The sequence below is a fragment of the Arthrobacter sp. 1088 genome (assembly GCF_031455315.1).
Lineage (GTDB): Bacteria > Actinomycetota > Actinomycetes > Actinomycetales > Micrococcaceae > Arthrobacter.
The window spans coordinates 612,876-633,481 of record NZ_JAVDSM010000001.1; the positions used below are offsets into that span (position 1 = coordinate 612,876).

A 20,606-nucleotide genomic window follows, 5' to 3' on the forward strand; every position below is an offset into this window, starting at 1 on the left:
ATTGTCCTACTGATGCTGGAGCGGAACGGCAGGCACATGGAACCTGATCACCAACAGCTTGTGCAGCTCCTGCCGCTGCTTCCCGTCCTGGCAGAACTGGGCCGGACGGAGCATATGACGGAGACGGCCGAGCTCCTCGGCGTCCCCCAGTCCACGGTGAGTCGTGCAGTGGCGAGGGCAAGCGCGATTGTGGGGATGGATCTTCTTGTTCGTGACGGGCGTGGCATCCGACTGACTCCGGCGGCAAGGACGTTGCTGCCCTACATCGAAGCAGCGTTGGAAGACTTCCAAGCCGGATTGGACAGGGTCAGGCACGAATCGGAGGTGGTGAGGGGACGCATCGGCATCTCGTTCCAGCACACGTTCGGTGAAGCGACTCTGCCCCTGCTCATCAGCGCGTACCGGGGCAGGCATCCGCATACGGTCTTCGAGCTACGGCAGGGTCCGCGCGACGACTGCCTGGACGAACTAGCCAGGGGCGATACAGATTTCGCCCTCACTGCACCGATCGCCCCGGAAGGCAGGGGCATCCACTCCCTGCCCCTCTACAGGGAGCCACTGCGTGTGGTGCTGCATTATCGGCACCCACTCGCGGGCCGCCCCAGCGTGCACCTGTCCGAGCTGCGGCATGACCCTTATGTGACGCTGCCGGCTGGCGTCGGGCTCCGGGCCTTGGGCGAAGCGCTGTTGCGCGAAGCGGGCTTCCGTCCGCGGACCGCCTTTGAAGTCCAGGAATCCCACACTGCCAGGGGGCTGGTGGCGGCCGGGCTGGGCTTCTGCATCCTGCCTCCCGCCGGGCCCGGCTCCGGAACTGGCCAGTTCCTGCCAGGGGCTGAGTTGGGACTTGTGGAAGTTCCCATCGAATCCGACCTTGCGTTCCGGCAAATCGGCATGGCATGGCGGGAGCGCACCTTCGAACCCGACGCCGTCAGGCTGTTCCGTGAGCTGGTGGTAACGGAGGGCGAAGCATTGCTGGCCGAGCTTGTCAGAGCCCGCTCAGGAAACCCCTGACAACATCCACTGCGGATCCTTCCTTTGCTGATCGCCAACCAGTGCCTGCCCACAGATTGAGGCGGTCAGGATCACCCGCCGCCGATGCTGCTGCCCGGATCGGCGCCGTCAGGTGGTGGATTGCCGGATAACCCTCTGGCGCGTCCGCGTGATCGCGAACGAACGCGTTGACCAGTGAACGGGCGTATCGTCCCGTAAAGGCCCGGGTCCTGGCCGTCTCCGTAAAGCGCGGGTCGCCCAGGGCATCTTTATGCGGTTGCCGGGCTCCGCTTTCCTCCGTTCGTACCAGCGCCGTACCAACTTGCGCGGCTGACGCACCAGCAGCCAGGACTTCGCGAAGCGCTGTACCGTCGCTCACCGCACCGGCCGCAATCAGCGGAAGGTCGACGGCGGTACGCACCTCGGCGATGAGACCCGCCGTCGTGCTGCTTTCTCCCGGGTCGGCCGCCAGGAACGTCGCACTGTGTGCTCCTGCAGAACTGTGCTGCACCGCAAGGGCATCCGGGCCTTCCTCGGCGGCCGCAAGGGCCTCGGCGACACTGGTCACAGTGGAGATGACAGCAGTTCCGGCCTTCTGCAGGGCCTTGACCACAGAGCGTCCCGGAAGCCCGAAGACGAAGCTGACGAACTCCACAGGATCCGCGATCAGCGCGTCGATTTTGTCCTGCCAGGCGTCGTCGTCGTCAAATCGGAGGGCTGGGATTGCCACGCCGTAGCGGGCGCCCTCTGCTTCAAGTTCCGTCCGGTACGCCTCCAGCCTCGCGCGCGCCCCGGCGGACGGGGAGAGTTGCAGCGTGTCCGGTACAAAAACGTTCATTCCGAACCGGATGCCCATGGCACGCGCTGCTGCGATCTCGGCTGCCATGGCCTCGGGACTTTTGTAGCCGGCCGCCAGAAAACCCAAGCCTCCGCCGGCCTGGACTGCCTGCACGAGTGCGGGAGTGGACGTTCCACCAGCCATGGGCGCTGCAATGAAAGGCGTATCAAACAGGGAATGCGACATGTGCAGTTTCTCCTCGGGGCGCTCCAAGCTAGTCTTTCACGGTGAACAATCTTGACTCTGCCATGCATTCCCACGCGTCCACGGAGGCACTCACCGGTACCGTGATCGGGCTGGATATCGGCGGAACGAAAACGCGCGGCGTGAGGTTCGAAGACGGCGTTCCCGTCCTGGACGAAAGCGCCGGAAGCTCCAATGTGCAGAATGTGAGCCGCGAGCAGGCCATGGCAAATCTCGCCGAACTCTTCGCAAAGATCGGCGGCGGTGACATTGACCAGGTTTACGCTGGCGCCGGAGGAATTGATACCGATGAGGACGCGCAAGCGCTCGCCGACTTGATCTCCCCACACGTCCCCGGGGCGCGCATCACCGTGGTTCACGATTCCAGGCTGCTTCTGGCGGCAGGGGGAGCAAGCACAGGCGTCGCGGTGATTGCCGGAACCGGTTCTGCCGCGTGGGGACGGAACGCGGCCGGTGAGGAAGCCCGCGCCGGAGGCTGGGGTTATCTTCTGGGCGACGAGGGAAGCGGCTACTGGCTGGGTCGCGAAGCCGTCCGCCACAGCTTGCGGCGGATGAACCAGGGACTTGAGCCGGACACCCTGAGCCGTGCCTTGCTGGACTCCTGTGGAGTGGAGGAGCCTGGCAAACTGATCGCCTTGTTCCACTCCCCGGAAACCGGTCGCCGTTATTGGGCGCAACAAGCGCGGCTGGTCGTCGAGGCTGCGGACGCCGGTGATCAAACCAGCGCCAGGCTGGTGGACCAGGCGGGCAAGGACCTGGCTGACCTGGCCGAGCAGGTCGTTCGACAACTGGGCTTGGACGGTCCCGTGATTCTGGGCAGTGGACTGGGCATGAACGTCCGCCGCCTGCAGGAATCATTCAAGGCGCGGCTGGCCGAGCAGGGTATCGTCGATGTCCGGATTCTCCAACAGGACCCTGTGTTCGGCGTCCCCCGGCTTGTGGCCGAGCAGCGGGCGTAGCGCTTGACTCAGCCCCTGGTACGGGGCCGGAGCTTAACGCCCGGAAGTGGCGGCGCGGGGATGCGTCCGGCTTCCGGTCCTGCGTCAGGACCATGGCCCTGGACCAAGCCGAAGCGTGACGTGGCGGCGGCGTCGTCGTCGAGCAGGCCTTCGGCTTCCCATTCCAGACGCGCTTTTTCCACTTCTTCATGCGTGCGTCCCACGAAGTTCCACCACATCAAGAGGTCTTCCCCGAACGGTTCGCCACCCAAAAGCATGAAACGGGTATCCGGTTGGGCCTCCACGATCAGGTTGTGCCTGCCGGCACCCAGGTAGGCCAAGGGGCCTGGTTCGATGTCTTCGCCGTCGATGACCAGGTGCCCGTCCAGCACCAACACTGCATGCTCAAACTCGGGTCGAAGCGGAAGCTGGAGCGTACCTGCGCCGGTGATGTCCACACCAACGATGGGGCTGAACATCGTGGCAGGTGAGCGCTGGCCAGCGAATTCACCCACCATCACGGTTGCCGTGTAGCCTTCGCCAACAGCGACTGGAAGCTCGCTGTGTTGCTCGAAGGACGGTTCGCGGTGCCGGTGCTCGTCGGGGAGTGCAACCCACAACTGGAGTCCCCGCGACATGGGAATCCCGTCATCCGTTCCGGCCACCGTAGCCGCAGGCAGGACCGAGAATTCCGAATGCGAGATTCCGTGGCCGGCGGTCATGATGTTCAGTTCACCGGGTTTGACCACAACATCGCTTCCCACGCTGTCGCGGTGCCTAACGGCCCCTTCCAGCGGCCATGTCACCGTCTGGAGACCGCAATGGGGGTGGGGGAGAACGCTCATTGCCACACGGTCCGGCCCAAAACGGTCCAGGAAGCACCAAGCGCCAACGGTGGGCAAACCGCGCTGGGGCAACGTGCGGAACACGTTCATGGCACGGACGCCGCCCAGCGGAACTTCACGCTCGGGCCATAACTGCACGCACGGGCCTTGTCCTTCATGGGCGGCGGGGCAGACTTGTTCCGCCGGCGAAGTATCAAGATTGGTCATGTGTTCATCACCTGTGCATAAATGTTGGAAATTGAGCTAATCTGTTCCGTGTGAACAACGCCCTTTTGAGCTACCACGACGCCGTCCTCTACCGTTCGGGTGAACCGTATCGCATCCTTGCGGGAGCCATCCACTACTTCCGGGTTCACCCCGATTTGTGGCAGGACCGGCTACGTCGGCTTAAGGCCATGGGCGCCAACACTGTTGACACCTACGTCGCCTGGAACTTCCACCAGCCTAAGCGCGAAGAGGCGCCGGACTTTACAGGCTGGCGGGACATTGGCCGTTTCATCGATCTCGCAGCGGAGGAAGGTTTGGACGTCATTGTCCGGCCGGGCCCCTACATTTGCGCGGAGTGGGACAACGGCGGCTTCCCGGCCTGGCTCACCGGAATCCCCGGGATCGGCCTGCGGTGCATGGATCCACAGTTTACGGCCGCGATCGAGGAGTGGTTCGATCACCTTCTCCCGCAGGTCGCCTCACGGCAGGCATCGGCGGGTGGCCCGGTCGTCGCCGTCCAGATTGAGAACGAATATGGCAGCTACGGCGACGACCACGAGTACATCCGCTGGAACCGCCGTGCTTTGGAGGAGCGCGGGGTCACTGAGCTGCTGTTCACCGCCGACGGCGGCACCGACTACTTCCTCGACGGCGGCTCCGTCGAGGGGACCTGGGCGACAGCCACGTTGGGAAGCCGGGGTGACGAGGCCATCGCAACATGGCAGAGGCGCCGACCGGAAGAGCCGTTCTTCAATGTCGAATTCTGGGGTGGTTGGTTTGACCACTGGGGCGAACACCACCACCGCCGCGACGCCCACGACGCCGCTGCGGAAGCACGGAAGATGCTCGATGCTGGTGGATCGGTGTGCGTCTACATGGCACATGGAGGCACCAACTTTGGCCTGGGATCCGGCAGCAACCACGATGGCATCATGCTCCAGCCGACGGTCACCAGCTACGACTCCGATGCCCCCATTGCCGAGAACGGAGCATTAACGCCAAAATTCCATGCCTTCCGCAAGGAGTTCTACCGCGCCCAGGGCATCGAGGACCTTCCTGAACTGCCTGCCGGGTTGCTCACGGACGCCCCGGTCCTTCCAGCGCAGTCCCTGGCCCTGACGGAAGGCCGGGACCTGTTGGAGCTCGTCCGCGATTCGGGCAAGCCGGTTACCAGCGTCAAACCGCTCACTTTTGAACAGTTGGGACTCGACGCCGGCATGGTCCTTTATGCGGCCGAGGCGACTCTCCCGGGACGCCCCGGGGCTCCAGTGGAGAGCCGCCTCAAAATCACAGGGTTGAATGACCGTGCCTACATCTGGGTGGATGGTCAGTTTGCCGGGGTCCTGGACGATGTGAACGGGGCCGAAGGGTTGGCTGTCACCGGAGCCGGCGTCCCGGCCAAGCTGGAGATCCTCGTGGAGAACCTGGGCCGCATCAACTATGGTCCCCTGACCGGGCATGGCAAAGGAATCCAGGGCGGTGTCCTGATCAACCAGCGCTACACCTTCCACTGGACGCAAACGCCAGTACCGTTGGCGGAATGGGCGGCAGAGGAGCTCGAGGGACTATCCGGAGCGCAGTTCGAGGTTGCGGAACCGGCGGATACATATATTGCGCTCCCTGGTTCCGGGAAGGGCTTCGTCTGGCTCAACGGCTTCCTGTTGGGCCGGTACTGGGACAAAGGGCCCCAGGTAACCCTGTATGCCCCGGCGCCTCTAGTGAAGCGTGGCCTCAACAGCATCAAGGTGCTGGAGCTCGCCGAAGCGGGGACCGTCGTCGAGCTCCGCGAAGGACCGGACCTCGGCCCGGAAGAAGCCGGGCCGATCATGGCGGCCGAATTGCCTTAGTGCAGACCGGCTGGGAAGTAGCTGCCTACTAAGCTGGCACCATGACCCTGGAGTTCGACACCCGCCCCGCCGCTTACGCCATCATCATTCAGGAGGACCGGATTCTTCTCGCCTACTGGAAGCAGGACGGCAAAGAAGGCTGGACTCTGCCGGGTGGCGGACTGGACCTTGCGGAGCATCCCGTGGACGGATGCCGCCGCGAGGTCTATGAAGAAACCGGTTATGAGGCCCGCATCGATCGCATGCTGGGCATCGACGTCGGACACTGGCCCGCGGAAGCCGGGCAGGACGGTACGCTGCGGGACTTCCAGGCGCTCCGGCTGGTCTACGAGGCCACGATCGTCGGTGGCGAGCTGACGCACGAGGTGGATGGCAGCACTACCCATGCGGCGTGGATTCCCCTGGAAGATATCGGCAAACTCAACCGGGTCTCCCTGGTGGACGTGGCAATACGTCTGCACAATGAGCGGCCAGCCGACGGGAAGCTCGACTAAAGGCCTCCCAAAAGACCTAGCCAAAGGCCCAGTGGCTTGGCTACGCTGTAGAACGTTGCCGGCCCGCCAGCTGCCGGCCCGGATGCTGAGGAGGTGGAACTGATGATTGCCATAATCCTGCGCGCCCCGCACCCACGCGCGGCGCACCGTCATCACACCACCATTCCTGTCCCGGCATCAGCCAGCCAAGGCTAGGCGGCCGGGCCTCAGCAGAGGTACCAAACGTGAATACTTACGCTTCTTCAAGCGACCCAAAAAACAGTTTCAGCGACGCAGTCGACGGCCACCGTCTCCAAGGCCCAACAGACTACGGCTATACCGAAAGCACCGCTGAACTCTTCCGCGCCAACCCGGCTACGGACGGCCACACCAGCCACAACACTCCGGCACGGGTAGTCCGCCTCGACAGGAACCGTGTGCTCGTAGCCTCGAGCAGCGGCCTGCTCCATCTTCCCTATCCCGGGCATGGTTTGGTGCCCGCCACTGGTGACTGGGTGTGGCTGGGGCATAACAGCGCCGGTGAGCCATCCGTCGTCGAGGTTCTTCCCCGGCATTCGGCCCTGAGCCGAAAGCGCGCTTTCGAGGCATCCTCCGAAGAACAAATCCTGGGCAGCAACATCGACATCGTGGCGGTAGTGGTTCCCGTGGACCGGCCTCTTACCCATAACCGGCTGGAGCGGACGCTCGTGGCCGCATGGGATTCCGGCGCAACTCCGCTGGTCGTCATTACCAAAGCCGACCTGGCGGACCTGGCAGACGACGTCGTAGGTGAAGTCATCCTCCAGGCTGCCGGCGTGGAGGTGGTCACCACGTCAGCAGAGCAGGGCGACGGCATTGAGGACCTCAGGCAGCACATCCCGGATGGGGCTACGCTGGTGCTGCTCGGCCCTTCGGGTGCCGGCAAATCCACGCTCATCAACGCCCTCGCCGGACGCGATCTCCAGGCAACGGGTGAGGTGCGTGCCGGTGACGGCAAGGGGCGGCATACCACTACCTCCCGGGAACTGGTCCCCTTGGCAGGCGGTGCCGTGCTCATGGACACTCCAGGTGTCCGTGGCTTTGGGCTGTTCGACGCCGAAGACGGAATGGAGGAGATGTTCGGCGACCTTGAGGGGCTGTTCGCCGGATGCCGCTTCGCCGATTGCTCTCACCAAGCCGAGCCGGGGTGCGCCGTGTTGGAGGCGCTCGCCGACGGAACCCTGGACGAGCGCCGGTGGGGCAGCTACCTCAAACTGCAACGCGAACTGGCGGCCCTGAACCGGAAACACGATGCCGCAGCCAGGCGGGCCTATCAGCGCGAATGGCATCAAAAGGTGATGTCGGCGGACAGGGGACAGCGTGCCGCGGAAAGACACCGGCACGATCAAGCCCAGGAACGCGCAGCAAAGGGCGGCAAACGACGCAAACGCTGAACATTGCCGATTCATTACGGAATACGTGGCGTCGCTGACATCGTCGGTGGTGCTGGCTACGCTGGGTGAAGATCGTCCGCCGAAGATAGGCCCGGGTATGGCAGAAGCCATGATTGAGTTCCAGAGCGTGACCAAGCAATACCAAGGCGGCCAGCCGGCCGTCGACAACCTGACCATGTCCATCGACAAGGGGGCCATCACCGTCCTCGTCGGTCCCTCGGGCTGTGGCAAAACGACGTCCCTGCGCATGATCAACCGCATGGTGGAACCAAGTTCGGGCACCATCACGGTGGCAGGCAAGGATGTCTCCACAGTGCCGGCAGCGCAGCTTCGCCGCTCCATGGGCTATGTCATGCAGTCCTCCGGGCTGCTTCCGCACCGGTCCGTTTTGGATAACATCGCTACGGTTCCGCGGCTCAACGGCGTATCCAAAGCGGATGCGCGCAAACGTGCCGCAGAACTTCTCGACGTCGTTGGGCTGGCTTCGGTGCTCGGCAAACGGTATCCCTCGCAACTGTCAGGCGGTCAGCAGCAGCGCGTGGGAGTGGCACGCGCGCTCGCAGCCGACCCGCCGGTGCTTCTGATGGACGAGCCCTTCAGCGCCGTTGACCCGGTGGTCCGCGATGAACTCCAGCAGGAACTCCTGCGCCTGCAGCGCGAGCTGGCTAAAACCATCGTGTTTGTCACGCATGATATTGACGAGGCCACGGTGTTGGGCGACAAAGTGGCAGTCTTTGCTGTTGGCGGCAAGCTTGCCCAGTATGCCGCCCCGGAAGAAATCCTGCGGGCACCGGCCAACGATTTCGTGGCCTCCTTCGTGGGCAGGGACCGTGGTTTCCGCCACCTTGCCTTCGACGTCGCCGACTCCGTGAGACTCCACCCCGTCACCATGGTGGGACAAACCGAGGGCCAAAACGCCGGACGCCGTTCGGGGGAGTGGGCGCTGGTGGTGGACGACGAATCACGTCCCCTCGGGTGGTCCTCACCCCGGGACGGTGCCGGGCTGGTCCCCGGAGGTTCCCTCTTCCATAAGGGAGACACTTTGCGCCGGGCGCTGGATTCGGCGTTGTCCTCGCCATCGGGATTGGGCGTTGCCGTGGACGACGACGGCAGGGTAGCCGGGGTCTTGAAGGCGCCGGAAGTCCTTGCCCTGATCGAGGAAGTCCGCCGCCACAGGGAGGACGCCACCTGATGGAGTGGTTCCTGGCGAACATTGGCCTGGTTCTCGGCTTGGCCGGCCAGCACCTTGTGCTCGCACTCATCCCGATGCTGCTTGGGCTGGTGATCTCAATTCCCCTGGCGCAGCTCGCCCGGCGGAACAGTACCCTGAGGTCTGTGGTGGCCACGGCGACGTCCTTGCTCTACACCATCCCGTCCCTGGCGCTTTTCATCATCCTGCCCACCATCCTGGGCACGCGGATCCTGGATCCCCTCAACGTCGTGGTCGCCTTGACGATCTATGCGGTGGCCTTGCTGGTCCGTGCCGCCATGGATGCGTTCGACTCCGTTGACGACGATCTCCGCAACGCTGCCGTGGCCATGGGCTTCAAGCCCTCGGCCCGCTTCTTCCAGGTGGACCTCCCGCTGTCACTGCCGGTCCTTTTCGCCGGGCTCCGCGTCGTGTCAGTCAGCAACATCTCGCTGGTCAGCGTTGCTGCCCTGTTGGGAGTCGGCAACCTCGGAATCCTGTTCACCGATGGTTTGCAGAGGACCTTCGTCACCGAAGTAGTGGTTGGCATCATCGCCATCCTTATCCTCGCCTTGCTGATGGATGCAGTCCTTGTGGTGCTGGAGCGTCTCCTGACTCCGTGGACACGGGCGGCAGGCGGCGGCACGGGCGAACGCAAGAACGGCACCGCCTTGCTCACTGAACCGAAAACCGGACCACACCTGCCCCACGCCCCAGTACGGCCGGATCCGGGTGCATCGGCATGAGCAACGTTTTTACGGACACCATTGCGTGGTTGACGGATCCCATTCATTGGACGGGAAGCGGAGGCATCCCCACGCGGCTGTCCGAGCATCTGCAGTACAGCGGGCTGGTGCTCCTCATCGCTGCGGCCATTGCAGTACCTGTGGGTCTTTACATTGGCCACACGGGACGCGGCAGGGTGGTTGCCGTGGCCATTGCGGGCGCCCTGCGGGCCCTGCCCACTCTGGGTCTGCTGGTCCTCTTTGCCTTGTTGGCCGGCAGCGGTTTGATGCCGCCGGTGTGGGCCCTGGTGATCCTCACGGTTCCACCATTGCTTGCGGGGACGTATGCGGGTATCTCCAGCGTGGATGCCACGGTGGTGGACGGAGCCCGGGCCATGGGCATGACGGAGCTTCAGATCCTGTTCCGTGTTGAGCTCCCCAATGGGCTCCTGGTGATGTTCGGTGGCATCCGGACAGCTGTTTTGCAAGTGATTGCAACCGTTTCGGTAGTTGCGTACTTGCCGCTGGGTGGCCTGGGACGGTATTTATTCGATGGGCTTGTCCTGCAGGACTTTCCGCGGATGCTTGGTGGATCGCTGCTGATCGCTGCCCTTGCCATTGCGGTGGACCTCGTTCTGGCCGCCCTGCAGAGGCTGGTCCTCCCGCCCGGCCTCACCCTCGACTCAAGCGGACGCCACACGGCGGCCGACGATCTCACAGCCGCAGCTCCCGCCGCGGCTGCCGTTCAAGGAGGTACACCATGAAAAATCCCGTTCCCATGACCCTTACGCGCCGTGGACTCGGCGGCCTCGCGGCCGGCGTCGGTGTGGCCCTCGCCTTGAGCGCGTGCGGCGGCAGCCCTTTGGCCACCCCGTCCACTTCTGCTCCCGGTGGATCCAGCGGATCCAGTGGGCCCCTTGTGGTTGGATCGGCCGACTTTCCAGAGAGCCAGGTGATTGGCGAGGTCTATGCGGGCGCCCTGAACGCGGCCGGTGTTACGGCCACTACCAAGCCGAACATCGGCTCGCGCGAAATCTACTTCAAGGCTGTCCAGGACGGGTCCGTGGACCTCGTCCCGGACTACTCCGGCAACCTGCTCTCCTATGTTGATCCAGAGGCCACGGAGGTCTCGGCTGAGGACGTGTACAAGGCGCTTCCTGGCAAGCTTCCGGAGGGACTGGCGGTGCTTGATCCGGCAAAGGCGGAGTCCAAGGACGCCATGGTGGTCACCAAGGCCACTGCCGAAAAGTACCAGCTCAAGTCCATCGAGGACCTCGCCAAGGTCTGCAAGGACTTCACGATGGCGGCCCCGGCAACGTTCGAGACCCGTGCTTATGGCTTCCCCGGGCTGAAGAAGAACTACAACTGCGAGCTCAAGGGCCTGCAGCCATTCAACGACGGCGGCGGGAACCTGACGCTCCAAGCGCTGTTGGAGGACAAGGTTCAGGTGGCCGACATCTACACCACCACACCGTCAATCGCTGACAACGACCTCGTGGTCCTGGAAGACCCCAAGAACAACTTCAAGGCCCAGCAGGTATTGCCGCTCTACAACAAGGCCAAAATGACGGACAAGGCCAAGGACGCGCTCAACAATGTGTCCAGGATCCTGACCACCGATGACCTTGTGGACCTGAACCGGGCAGTCAGCGGGGACCAGAAGCAAAGCCCCAAGGATGCCGCGGCCGCATGGCTGAAAGACAAGGGCATCGTTAAGTAGCGCCTGACGTAAACCGCGTACGACGGCGGTGGCGGACCCGTGCGGGTCTGTCACCGCCGTCGTCGTATCTGTGAGTTAAGTCTCAACTGAAGTCCATCACCGGTGTGGCATATTTGATGAATGGCGAATTTCAAGCAGTCCACCAAGCTTCATAATGTCCTTTACGACATCCGTGGACCGATTCTTCAGGCCGCCCAGCAGATGGAGGCAGAGGGTCACCGGATCCTCAAACTGAACATCGGAAACCCGGCTCCCTTCGGCTTTGAAGCGCCTGACGCCATTTTGGTGGACATGATCCGCCACCTGCCCAATGCCCAGGGCTACAGCGACTCACGCGGCATATTCTCGGCCCGGACGGCCGTCTCGCAGTACTACCAGACCCGCGGAATCCAGAACATCCACGTTGATGACATCTACCTCGGCAATGGGGTCAGCGAACTCATCACCATGTCCCTCATGGCCCTTCTCGAAGATGGCGATGAAGTGCTGATTCCCACGCCGGACTACCCCCTGTGGACGGCTTCCGTTGCCCTGGCCGGCGGCCGGCCCGTCCACTACCTCTGTGACGAGGAGTCGGGATGGCAACCTGATCTGGAGGACCTGGAGTCCAAGATCACGCCGCGGACCAAGGGCATCGTGGTCATCAATCCGAACAACCCCACGGGCGCCGTCTACCCCGAGGACACGCTCAAGCAGATCGTTGCTTTGGCCGAGAAGCATGGCCTGGTCCTGTTTGCCGATGAAATCTACGAGAAAATCCTCTACGAAGACGCTGTCCACGTGAACCTTGCCGGACTGACCGGCGACGACGTCCTGTGCCTGACGTTCAGTGGCTTGTCCAAGGCCTACCGCGTTTGTGGCTACCGCGCCGGATGGATGGCCATTTCCGGTCCCAAGAAGGATGCTGCCGATTACCTTGAAGGCATCAACCTGCTGGCCAATATGCGGTTGTGCGCCAACGTCCCGGCACAGCACGCCATACAAACAGCGCTTGGCGGCTACCAGAGCATCAACGATCTCATCCTTCCCGGTGGCAGGCTCCTGGAGCAGCGCAACAAAGCGTATGACCTCCTGAACGCGATCCCGGGTGTCAGCACGCAGCAGGCCAGGGGTGCCCTCTACCTGTTCCCCAGGCTGGATCCAGAGGTTTACCACATCCGGGATGACGAGAAGTTCGTCCTGGACCTGCTGAAGGAGCAGAAGATCCTGGTTTCCCACGGACGTGCCTTCAACTGGGTGCGGCCGGACCACTTCCGGATGGTGACATTGCCCAACGTCAAGGACATTGAAGAGGCAATTGGCCGCATGGCGGACTTCCTGTCGAGGTACCCCGGGAACTAGCCTGTGGTGCATGGCCGCGTCACGAGGTCGCGTCAGGCAGAAAGGCAAGCCATGCCCGTTGCAGTGGAGTTCGCCGAGAGTCCAGCCAAGGTGCTGAAGGTTGGGCCGGGTTTTTCGTTGGCCGGCGTGGATCCCCAGGCCACGCCTGGCTACGCCGGAACAAAGGCCGACGGCAAGTCCTTGTTGGCTGCACAGGACGCCAGGCTTGCAGAACTTCAGGAAAAGCTCTTCGCAGAGGGGAAGTTCGGGAGCAACAAGCGGCTCCTGCTGATACTTCAGGCCATGGACACTGCCGGGAAGGGCGGCATCGTCAGCCACGTCGTGGGCGCAATGGATCCCCAGGGTGTCCAGCTGAAGGCATTCAAGGCACCCACTGATGAGGAAAAGTCGCACGACTTTCTGTGGCGGATCGAGAAAGAGTCACCCGCTGCTGGGATGGTGGGAGTCTTTGACCGCTCACATTATGAGGACGTCCTGATCCACCGGGTCCACGCATGGGCGGACTCCGCGGAATTGGAACGGCGCTACGCCGCTATCAACGATTTCGAGTCCAGGCTGGCCCAACAGGGAACCACCATCGTTAAGGTCATGCTCAACATCAGCGAGGATGAGCAGAAGAAGCGCCTGCTGGCGCGGCTCGATGATCCCGGCAAGCACTGGAAATACAGCCGGGGCGATCTCGCGGAGCGGGCGTTCTGGGATGACTACATGGATGCCTACAACATGGCCTTTGCGAAGACGTCCACTGACGTCGCCCCATGGCACGTTGTTCCGGCGAACAAGAAGTGGTACGCCCGGATCGCCGTCCAGCAGTTGCTTTTGGACGCCTTGGAGGGCTTGTCCCTGGAATGGCCAAAGGCGGACTTCGACGTCGCGACGGAACGTGCCCTTGTTGAGGAATCCTGAGCTTCAGGGAGCCGTCATCGCGGCTGGTCTGTGCCGGCGGCAGCCCCGGCGTCGTTGGTAGCGTCCCTGGCTGTTGCCAGCCGTTTGCGGGCGCCCTCAAGCCAGTCCTCGCAACGCTTTGCCAACGCCTCGCCCCGCTCCCAGAGCGCCAGCGATTCCTCAAGGCTGGCTCCGCCTGCTTCCAACCGGCTGACCACTGCCACAAGTTGTTCGCGGGCTTCCTCGTAGCTGAGGGAATCCAGGGAATCCGTTGAAGGTGCTGTGGGATTGTTCTCTGTCATGGTGGTCCTTCGCATTCGATGGTGAGTGTTTGTGCCGTGCAGCTGCCGCGAAATCAGCGCTCGGCGAGTTGTGCTTGGCCGCTGGAGACAGCCCTGAACCGGCCTTCTGCCACTCTGATGGCCAGGGGCGTGCCTTCGGGAGTCTGTGCCGGGCTGCTGACCACTGTGTGTCCGGCTTGGTCTTCACCGACGATCTGGACAACGGCGTAGCCGCGGTCCAGGGTCTTCTGCGGAGATAATGCCCGCACCTGGGCACGCAGGTGGTGGACCTGGTCAAGCGCCCGGACCACCGCTGTGCTGACGGCTGCATGCGACCTTCGCTGAAGCCGGGTGATGTCCTCTGATCTTGCTGCGACCATGGTGTCCGGCGTTGCCAGGACGGGCCGCGACCTCAATGCGTGAAGCCGGTCCGTCTCCCTGTCCACCATCCTGCCAATGCTCCGGCGAAGATGGTCCCGGGCCTGGCGGACCATGGCGAGTTCCTCACTGACATCAGGAACGATGCGTTTCGCGGCGTCGGTGGGTGTCGATGCCCTCAGGTCAGCCACGTCGTCCAGGATGGGCCGATCCGCTTCGTGGCCAATGGCGCTGACCACAGGCGTTGTTGCCGCTGCCACTGCCCTGATCAAGTCCTCATTGCTGAACGGCAGAAGATCTTCCAAGGCGCCGCCACCTCTGGCGAGGACAATGACGTCGATGTGTGGATCGGCATCCAACGAACGGAGCGCGGCAAGGATCTGTGCAACGGCCGTATTGCCCTGGACAGCTACCTCGCGAACGTCGAATTCAACGGCCGGCCAGCGGAGTGCCGCATTACGGAGGACGTCCTTCTTGGCATCCGAATCCCGCCCTGTGATGAGCCCGATGCGGTGGGGGAGGAGGGGCAACTTCCGTTTGCGGGAGTCGGCGAACAGGCCTTCTGCGGCAAGGGCCTGGCGCAGCCGCTCGATCCGGGCAAGAAGATCACCCAGGCCCACGGGCCGGATGTCCTTGACGGACATGTTCAGGCGCCCGGTCTTGACCCAGAAGTCGGCCTTGACCAGGGCGACCACCCGGGAACCACGTTCAAGGGGTATCTTCTGGCGATCCAGGACCGTGGACCATACGGACGCCGGCAGTGAAATCTCAGCATCGACGTCCCGGAGTGTCAGGAAGGCGTTCCCGCCACGCCGGTTGAGTTCGATGACCTGGCCTTCGATCCACGCCGCGGGCGCACGCTCGATGTGGGCCTTTAGCTTCCTGGATAGCAACTGCAGGGGCCAGGGGTTGTCGGGACTGGTCTCCGCAGCGGTACCGGGCAGCGTTGATTCCGGGCTCGCGTCAGCTGCCATGGGTGATCCGTGCGTTTACCTGCATGTGTATATCCTCGCTAGCTGTGCGGCCGTGGTCGCGGCCAATCGGTCCCGCACGCAATCAGTACCGGGCCGGCCTTCCAACTCTATCCATAGCTTTAGCAGTGGACCCCGACATTTTTCCTATCCTGTGGACAGACCTAGGATGGTGGCACTGGCCCCTTACCCCCGAGGATGACTTTTGCGCAGTTTCATTTCCGCGGTGGCAGTGGTCCTCGCCTTGTTGCTGACGGCCGTCGCAGTTCCGGCCGCTTGGGCGGACGTCAACGTGGTCAAGGAGGACGGCTTCGTCCACCTGGCCAGCGCGCTGGGCAAGGATCCCGAGTTCCAAAGCCGGCTTGCTACAGCCGCAGCGGGGAATTTCGAATCCTCCGTAAATCTTCCGGAACCACTCAAATCGGTGGCGGCGCATGCCCTCAGGGAAGCTGCATCCGGAATGCAGTCATGGCCTGAGTACCCCAAAGCATGGGAAGAAACGGCCAGGAACAGTCATCGGTTGAACTTCGGAGGAGGGAAGCAGCCGGAGGAGACGGTGTCCCATACAGCACTGCTCCTGGACATTGGCCCACTCATCAGGCTTATCCGCGACCGTCTATCCTCCGCCAGCGGACTACAGATTGAGGTCCCGGCGGAAAGTTTGGTGACCATGGGTGAACCATCCCAAAAGCAATTGGTTGATCGGGTGGCGGCCTTTGCCCCGCTCTGGTGGCTTGCCGCCGTCGGTGCTGTTGTTTCGGTCCTGTTGGCCCTCGCTGCTGCGCGTCGCCGCTCCCTGGTGATGGTCTCCCTCGGACTTGGCGGGTTGGTGCTTGCTGCGCTGTGGTCGGCGACGGTGGATCTGGCTGGCGGACTGATGGGAAGCCTCTCCAGTGGCAACGGTGTTGCAGAACTGTTCGAGCAGGAGTTCTTTTCGGCCGTGCGGACGGGCTTCGGTGAATGGATTGTCATCGCTGCTGTGGTGTCAGGTGCATTCCTGGCACTGGGCGTCATCGCCTGGATTCTGTCCGCGAGACGGAGATCACCTTCTGCGAGCGGCCAGGGGCCGGGCCGGTAGCATGGAGGGATGACCAGCACAGCAGTTTCCATTCCGATGCCCACGGTGCCCCGCAGACGGCGATCACCGGAAGAGATTCAGGCGGCGGCCCCGGTTACTGGACCCAAGAAGGTTCTACTGGCGGCTCCGCGTGGCTATTGTGCCGGCGTGGACAGGGCTGTCATTGCTGTTGAGAAAGCCCTGGAACACTACGGACCACCCGTATATGTCCGCAAGCAGATCGTCCACAATGTGCATGTCGTGAGCTCCCTCGAAGAGCAAGGCGCCATTTTCGTCGAAGAAACGGATGAGGTTCCTGAAGGTGCCTTGGTGATCTTCTCGGCACATGGCGTTTCCCCGGCTGTAGTCCAGTCCGCCGAAGACCGCGGTCTTCGCACCATCGACGCGACGTGCCCGCTGGTCACCAAGGTTCACCGTGAAGCCGTGCGATTCGCCAAAGAGGACTACGACATCCTGCTGATCGGCCACGAAGGCCACGAGGAAGTCGAAGGAACAGCCGGCGAGGCACCCGAGCACATCCAGATCATCAACGGCCCCCACGAGGTAGACAAAGTCACCGTGCGGAACCCGGAGAAGACCATCTGGCTCTCGCAGACCACCCTGAGTGTCGACGAGACGATGGAGACCGTCCGCCTGCTCAAGGACCGCTTCCCCACGTTGCAGGATCCGCCCAGCGACGATATCTGCTATGCCACCACCAACCGCCAGGTGGCCATCAAGAAGATCGCTCCCCAGGCTGACCTGGTCATAGTGGTGGGCTCGGCCAACTCGTCCAACTCGGTGCGCCTCGTTGAAGTGGCACTTGAGTATGGGGCACGGACCTCCTACCGCGTGGACTTCGCGAACGAGGTGGATGAAAGCTGGTTCGAGGGCGTCGCCACGGTAGGTGTGACCTCCGGGGCTTCCGTCCCGGAAGTGCTCGTTCAGGACGTCCTCCGGCTTTTGGCGGACTACGGCTATGGCGAAGTCCAGGAAGTCGTCACGGCCGAGGAGGACCTTCTCTTCTCTTTGCCGAAGGAATTGCGGGCTACCCTCAAGGAGGCTGGCGACGTGACCCGGGCCCTCGGTGGCCGCGGGAACCGCCCTACGTCCTGAACGTACCTATCCTGAATGTACGTATCCTGAATGTACTTAGCAGGCTCGTTGTGGCAGCCACCCTTTCGGAAGCTGCCACAGCGGGCCTGTCCTTTTAAGCTGCAGACTCCTCTTGGGCTGCAGCATCAAGGGAGTCCACTGCGAGCAGCTCGGGCGCAGCCAAGGCCCGGGGGACTGCTTCGACGGACAGGGGGGTGGCCAGTCCGGCGTCGTCCATGGTGTTGAGTTTGCGGGCGGTAGGGAGTACACGTGCCTCCAGTGTGCCGACCATCGCGTTATAGCGATCCACCGATGTCTTCAAGGAACTTCCAAGTTTCCCGACATTCTCGCCCAGCGTGCCCATGCGTTCGTAGAGCTGTTTGGCCAGTTCGAAGAGCTCGTGGGCGCTGTCCGTCAAGACATCCTGCCGCCACGTGAACGCCACCGACTTCAGAACCGCCAGCAGTGTCCCCGGCGAGGCCAGGACGACGTTCCGGGAAAGGGCATGCTCCAACAACGCCGGATCAGCTTCAAGGGCTGAAGCCAAAATCGACTCCGCGGGGAGGAAACAGATGACGAGCTCCGGGGAGTTGCCCGGAATGTCCCAGTACTTCTTGGCTGCGAGGGCATCGATGTGGGCTTTGAGTGCCTTGGCGTGCTGTGCCAGGAGCGTCTTGGAATCATGATTGGCCGCTGGCGCGACTGATTCACCCATGGAGCCTTCGCCGTGCACTTGTTCCTGCGCCGCCAGGTAGGAAGCCAGCGGGACCTTGGCATCCACCACGAGTTGCTTGCCGCCTGGCAATTGCACCACAAGGTCCGGGCGCAGCGTGTTCTCGCTCCGGCCGGAGTGCACTTGCTCGTGGAAGTCCACGTGACGGAGCATTCCAGAGGCTTCGACAACCCTGCGCAACTGAACCTCGCCCCATTGTCCGCGGGCACTGTTGGACCGGAGTGCGGACGCAAGGGCATGCGTGGACCGTAAAAGCTGTTCGTCGGAGAGCCTGGCGTCTTGGAGTTGCTGTGCGAGTTGGCCATATTGCTCCACTCGGTCGCGTTCCAGGAGCGAGACCTGCTGCTGTACGGCAGTGAGCTTTTCGGCCACGGGCCCCAGGGCGCGCAACACGCTGCCGTCTGAGGTCCTTGATTCGCTCAGCTCCCGGTTCTGTGCGAACAGAAGCCGGCGTTCGGCGTCGGCGGCTGCAAGCTGGGCCGTCACCTCCGAAAGGCGTGACGAAACGGCGTCGAAGTCCTCCTCCAAGCCGGCCGTCCGGCGTCGAAAGACTACATACGCACCGCTGAGTCCCACTGCGGCTCCGATGAGCAGCATGAGCAATGCCAAAACAAATCCAAATCCATCCATGAGGCAACCCTGTCATAGGGGTCCGACAGTTTTAGTGAAGGTCAGTTGACGGTGTTGTCTTCAGGAGCGAACAAGCATGGTTATCGCGGCAACGGGTAGAATAAATGCTCGTGGCTCTTACTATTGGCATCGTCGGACTGCCCAACGTCGGCAAATCAACTCTTTTCAACGCACTGACCCGCAACCAGGTGCTTGCTGCGAACTATCCGTTCGCAACGATCGAACCGAACGTCGGTGTCGTTAACCTGCCGGATCCCCGTCTGGCCAAGCTGGCGGAGATCTTTGGTTCCCAGAAGTTGCTTCCCGCTCCTGTGTCGTTTGTGGACATCGCCGGCATCGTGAAGGGCGCATCCGAGGGCGAGGGCCTGGGCAACAAGTTCCTCGCCAATATCCGTGAAGCCCAGGCAATCGCGCAGGTTGTGCGTGTCTTCGACGACCCCGATGTCATCCACGTAGACGGCAAGGTTGATCCGCGCTCCGACATGGAGACCATCAACACCGAGCTGATCCTGGCAGACCTTCAGACCATCGAAAACGCGATCCCGCGTATCGAAAAAGAAGTCAAGATCAAGAAGCGCGAAGCAGCGGAACTGGCCGCCATCAAGGCAGCACAGGCAGTTCTGGAGCGCGGCGACACAATTTTTAGCTCAATCAAGAGCGACAAGCTGGAGATGGGGCACCTCAAGGAGCTCGGACTTCTCACTGCAAAGCCCTTCATCTACGTCTTCAATGCCGATGAAGGCATTCTTGGTGACCAGGAAAAGCAGGATGAATTGCGTGCCCTGGTTGCTCCCGCAGATGCCGTATTCCTCGATGCCAAGCTCGAATCCGACCTCGTTGAACTGGACGAGGAAGAAGCCCGCGAAATGCTGGAAATGAACGGCCAGAGCGAATCCGGCCTGGACCAGCTGGCGCGCGTTGGTTTCCACACCCTTGGCCTGCAGACCTACCTCACGGCCGGCCCCAAGGAAACCCGTGCATGGACCATTCGCCAAGGCGACACCGCGCCCCAGGCCGCGGGCGTGATCCACTCTGACTTCCAGCGAGGCTTCATCAAAGCCGAGGTCGTCTCCTTCGATGACCTCATTGACGCCGGCTCCATGGCCGAGGCAAAGTCCCGTGGCAAGGTCCGCATCGAAGGCAAAGAGTACGTTATGGCCGACGGCGACGTGGTGGAGTTCCGCTTCAACGTCTGATCTTTTGCTGGGTTATCCACATAGCGCAAAGCGGCTGTCCTGCGGCGCTTGAGCCTCGGGAACACTTGGTGAATGGGAATCCGATATTACGCATATGCATTCGACGGCGACGTTACTGACCAAGTACTTTCCGACCCTTTGAGCGTCGTGCCGGCCGACCCGCTTGCTGACGCCTGGGGCCTTGAACCTGGTGCCGGGACCAGCCATACCACCTTCGAGCAAGTTATATCTGAGCGCGACATGCTCTATCTGGACAAGGCGTGGCGGCATTTGCAAGTTCTCACTGCGCCATTGAGTGCGGGGGCGGCGGCGCGAACCGCTTTTCGCATGTTTGAAGGTAGCGTCACGATGCATGACGAAGGCTGGGAGCCTTGGGTGCGGGCCTTGTCTCCGTCAGAGGTTTTAGCGATTGCTCAGGACTTGGATGAAGTCTCTGACGGGGAAGTACGGCTGCGGTTGCCGGTTTCGTCGCACCTCGACGGTGACCTGGAGGTCGATTACGCCGTTGGCTATCTTCGGCGGGCGCGAACCTTCGCCAGGAATCTCGCTAACGAGGGACGTGGCATGGTCTACCTCATCGGGTAGCGATGATGATGTGGACGGATCTGCTCGTGGTCGCCGAGTGGTTCT

General features: G+C 62.6%; 20 protein-coding genes. 15 read left to right on the forward strand and 5 right to left on the reverse strand.

Annotation, left to right across the window (positions count from 1 at the left end):
* Window positions 1–36: 36 nt before the first annotated feature.
* Window positions 37–1,011 carry a LysR substrate-binding domain-containing protein gene (locus J2Y41_RS02820; protein WP_309925997.1) on the forward strand — a complete coding sequence of 325 codons (975 nt, stop codon included), beginning with the start codon at window positions 37–39 and terminating at the stop codon, window positions 1,009–1,011.
* Here J2Y41_RS02820 and J2Y41_RS02825 read toward each other — a convergent pair.
* Window positions 986–2,014, reverse strand: coding sequence for a nitronate monooxygenase (locus J2Y41_RS02825; RefSeq protein ID WP_309925931.1), 1,029 nt, complete (start codon window positions 2,012–2,014; stop codon window positions 986–988). The genes J2Y41_RS02820 and J2Y41_RS02825 overlap by 26 nt on opposite strands.
* A gap of 41 nt (window positions 2,015–2,055) precedes the next feature.
* On the opposite strand from J2Y41_RS02825, the gene J2Y41_RS02830 reads away from it, so the two are divergent.
* Complete coding sequence (locus J2Y41_RS02830; protein ID WP_309925934.1) at window positions 2,056–2,991, forward strand: BadF/BadG/BcrA/BcrD ATPase family protein; 936 nt, start codon at window positions 2,056–2,058, stop codon at window positions 2,989–2,991.
* A gap of 8 nt (window positions 2,992–2,999) precedes the next feature.
* Here the strand turns inward: J2Y41_RS02830 and J2Y41_RS02835 are convergent, their stop codons facing one another.
* Complete coding sequence (locus J2Y41_RS02835; protein WP_309925937.1) at window positions 3,000–4,022, reverse strand: pirin family protein; 1,023 nt, start codon at window positions 4,020–4,022, stop codon at window positions 3,000–3,002.
* Between the two features lie 50 nt (window positions 4,023–4,072).
* Between J2Y41_RS02835 and J2Y41_RS02840 the strand changes: the two genes are divergently transcribed.
* The 9 genes from J2Y41_RS02840 (at window position 4,073) to J2Y41_RS02880 (ending at window position 13,656) form a co-directional block, all read left to right on the forward strand.
* A complete protein-coding gene (locus tag J2Y41_RS02840; RefSeq protein WP_309925940.1) occupies window positions 4,073–5,869 on the forward strand; it encodes a beta-galactosidase in 1,797 nt (598 codons plus the stop codon).
* Between the two features lie 41 nt (window positions 5,870–5,910).
* Complete coding sequence (locus tag J2Y41_RS02845; protein ID WP_309925942.1) at window positions 5,911–6,363, forward strand: NUDIX hydrolase; 453 nt, start codon at window positions 5,911–5,913, stop codon at window positions 6,361–6,363.
* A gap of 224 nt (window positions 6,364–6,587) precedes the next feature.
* Window positions 6,588–7,775, forward strand: coding sequence for a ribosome small subunit-dependent GTPase A (rsgA, locus tag J2Y41_RS02850; RefSeq protein ID WP_309925944.1), 1,188 nt, complete (start codon window positions 6,588–6,590; stop codon window positions 7,773–7,775).
* A gap of 97 nt (window positions 7,776–7,872) precedes the next feature.
* Complete coding sequence (locus J2Y41_RS02855; RefSeq protein WP_276573608.1) at window positions 7,873–8,967, forward strand: ABC transporter ATP-binding protein; 1,095 nt, start codon at window positions 7,873–7,875, stop codon at window positions 8,965–8,967.
* Window positions 8,967–9,710 (forward strand): ABC transporter permease, encoded by a 744-nt coding sequence (locus J2Y41_RS02860; protein WP_224164909.1) that lies wholly within the window; start codon window positions 8,967–8,969, stop codon window positions 9,708–9,710. Before J2Y41_RS02855 ends, J2Y41_RS02860 begins: the two co-directional genes overlap by 1 nt.
* Window positions 9,707–10,453 (forward strand): ABC transporter permease, encoded by a 747-nt coding sequence (locus J2Y41_RS02865; protein ID WP_224088222.1) that lies wholly within the window; start codon window positions 9,707–9,709, stop codon window positions 10,451–10,453. Before J2Y41_RS02860 ends, J2Y41_RS02865 begins: the two co-directional genes overlap by 4 nt.
* A complete protein-coding gene (locus J2Y41_RS02870) occupies window positions 10,450–11,409 on the forward strand; it encodes an ABC transporter substrate-binding protein (RefSeq protein WP_309925948.1) in 960 nt (319 codons plus the stop codon). Before J2Y41_RS02865 ends, J2Y41_RS02870 begins: the two co-directional genes overlap by 4 nt.
* Before the next feature lie 120 nt (window positions 11,410–11,529).
* Window positions 11,530–12,750 (forward strand): pyridoxal phosphate-dependent aminotransferase, encoded by a 1,221-nt coding sequence (locus tag J2Y41_RS02875; RefSeq protein ID WP_224088221.1) that lies wholly within the window; start codon window positions 11,530–11,532, stop codon window positions 12,748–12,750.
* 51 nt (window positions 12,751–12,801) lie between these two features.
* The gene (locus J2Y41_RS02880; RefSeq protein ID WP_224164899.1) at window positions 12,802–13,656 is read left to right on the forward strand and encodes a polyphosphate kinase 2 family protein; all 855 of its coding nucleotides are present in this window, start codon (window positions 12,802–12,804) and stop codon (window positions 13,654–13,656) included.
* 14 nt (window positions 13,657–13,670) lie between these two features.
* Here the strand turns inward: J2Y41_RS02880 and J2Y41_RS02885 are convergent, their stop codons facing one another.
* On the reverse strand, window positions 13,671–13,937 hold the full coding sequence (locus J2Y41_RS02885; RefSeq protein WP_224088218.1) for an exodeoxyribonuclease VII small subunit: 267 nt from the start codon (window positions 13,935–13,937) through the stop codon (window positions 13,671–13,673).
* A 53-nt stretch (window positions 13,938–13,990) separates the two neighbouring features.
* Entirely contained in the window at window positions 13,991–15,268 is a 1,278-nt protein-coding gene (gene xseA / locus J2Y41_RS02890; RefSeq protein ID WP_309925952.1) for an exodeoxyribonuclease VII large subunit, read from the reverse strand.
* Between the two features lie 202 nt (window positions 15,269–15,470).
* Here xseA and J2Y41_RS02895 point away from each other — a divergent pair, with 202 nt between their 5' ends.
* Complete coding sequence (locus tag J2Y41_RS02895; RefSeq protein ID WP_309925953.1) at window positions 15,471–16,343, forward strand: hypothetical protein; 873 nt, start codon at window positions 15,471–15,473, stop codon at window positions 16,341–16,343.
* Window positions 16,344–16,352: 9 nt separating this feature from the next.
* Complete coding sequence (locus J2Y41_RS02900; protein ID WP_224088215.1) at window positions 16,353–17,438, forward strand: 4-hydroxy-3-methylbut-2-enyl diphosphate reductase; 1,086 nt, start codon at window positions 16,353–16,355, stop codon at window positions 17,436–17,438.
* Between the two features lie 94 nt (window positions 17,439–17,532).
* Here the strand turns inward: J2Y41_RS02900 and J2Y41_RS02905 are convergent, their stop codons facing one another.
* A complete protein-coding gene (locus tag J2Y41_RS02905; protein WP_309925957.1) occupies window positions 17,533–18,780 on the reverse strand; it encodes a DNA recombination protein RmuC in 1,248 nt (415 codons plus the stop codon).
* 110 nt (window positions 18,781–18,890) lie between these two features.
* Between J2Y41_RS02905 and ychF the strand changes: the two genes are divergently transcribed.
* Together ychF and J2Y41_RS02915 are read left to right on the forward strand one after the other, a co-directional pair.
* Entirely contained in the window at window positions 18,891–19,976 is a 1,086-nt protein-coding gene (ychF, locus tag J2Y41_RS02910; RefSeq protein ID WP_224088214.1) for a redox-regulated ATPase YchF, read from the forward strand.
* A 72-nt stretch (window positions 19,977–20,048) separates the two neighbouring features.
* Window positions 20,049–20,561, forward strand: a complete 513-nt coding sequence (locus J2Y41_RS02915; RefSeq protein WP_224088213.1) for a DUF1877 family protein — start codon at window positions 20,049–20,051, stop codon at window positions 20,559–20,561.
* Window positions 20,562–20,606 lie beyond the last annotated feature (45 nt).

Bases quoted from the DNA above. Each gene is read 5' to 3' on its own strand.
- J2Y41_RS02820 (WP_309925997.1), top strand. From the start codon at position 37: ATGGAACCTGATCACCAACAGCTTGTGCAGCTCCTGCCGCTGCTTCCC.
- J2Y41_RS02825 (WP_309925931.1), bottom strand. From the start codon at position 2,014: ATGTCGCATTCCCTGTTTGATACGCCTTTCATTGCAGCGCCCATGGCT.
- J2Y41_RS02835 (WP_309925937.1), bottom strand. From the start codon at position 4,022: ATGACCAATCTTGATACTTCGCCGGCGGAACAAGTCTGCCCCGCCGCC.
- J2Y41_RS02845 (WP_309925942.1), top strand. From the start codon at position 5,911: ATGACCCTGGAGTTCGACACCCGCCCCGCCGCTTACGCCATCATCATT.
- J2Y41_RS02855 (WP_276573608.1), top strand. From the start codon at position 7,873: ATGGCAGAAGCCATGATTGAGTTCCAGAGCGTGACCAAGCAATACCAA.
- J2Y41_RS02860 (WP_224164909.1), top strand. From the start codon at position 8,967: ATGGAGTGGTTCCTGGCGAACATTGGCCTGGTTCTCGGCTTGGCCGGC.
- J2Y41_RS02865 (WP_224088222.1), top strand. From the start codon at position 9,707: ATGAGCAACGTTTTTACGGACACCATTGCGTGGTTGACGGATCCCATT.
- J2Y41_RS02870 (WP_309925948.1), top strand. From the start codon at position 10,450: ATGAAAAATCCCGTTCCCATGACCCTTACGCGCCGTGGACTCGGCGGC.
- J2Y41_RS02875 (WP_224088221.1), top strand. From the start codon at position 11,530: ATGGCGAATTTCAAGCAGTCCACCAAGCTTCATAATGTCCTTTACGAC.
- J2Y41_RS02880 (WP_224164899.1), top strand. From the start codon at position 12,802: ATGCCCGTTGCAGTGGAGTTCGCCGAGAGTCCAGCCAAGGTGCTGAAG.
- J2Y41_RS02885 (WP_224088218.1), bottom strand. From the start codon at position 13,937: ATGACAGAGAACAATCCCACAGCACCTTCAACGGATTCCCTGGATTCC.
- xseA (WP_309925952.1), bottom strand. From the start codon at position 15,268: ATGGCAGCTGACGCGAGCCCGGAATCAACGCTGCCCGGTACCGCTGCG.
- J2Y41_RS02900 (WP_224088215.1), top strand. From the start codon at position 16,353: ATGACCAGCACAGCAGTTTCCATTCCGATGCCCACGGTGCCCCGCAGA.
- J2Y41_RS02905 (WP_309925957.1), bottom strand. From the start codon at position 18,780: ATGGATGGATTTGGATTTGTTTTGGCATTGCTCATGCTGCTCATCGGA.
- J2Y41_RS02915 (WP_224088213.1), top strand. From the start codon at position 20,049: ATGGGAATCCGATATTACGCATATGCATTCGACGGCGACGTTACTGAC.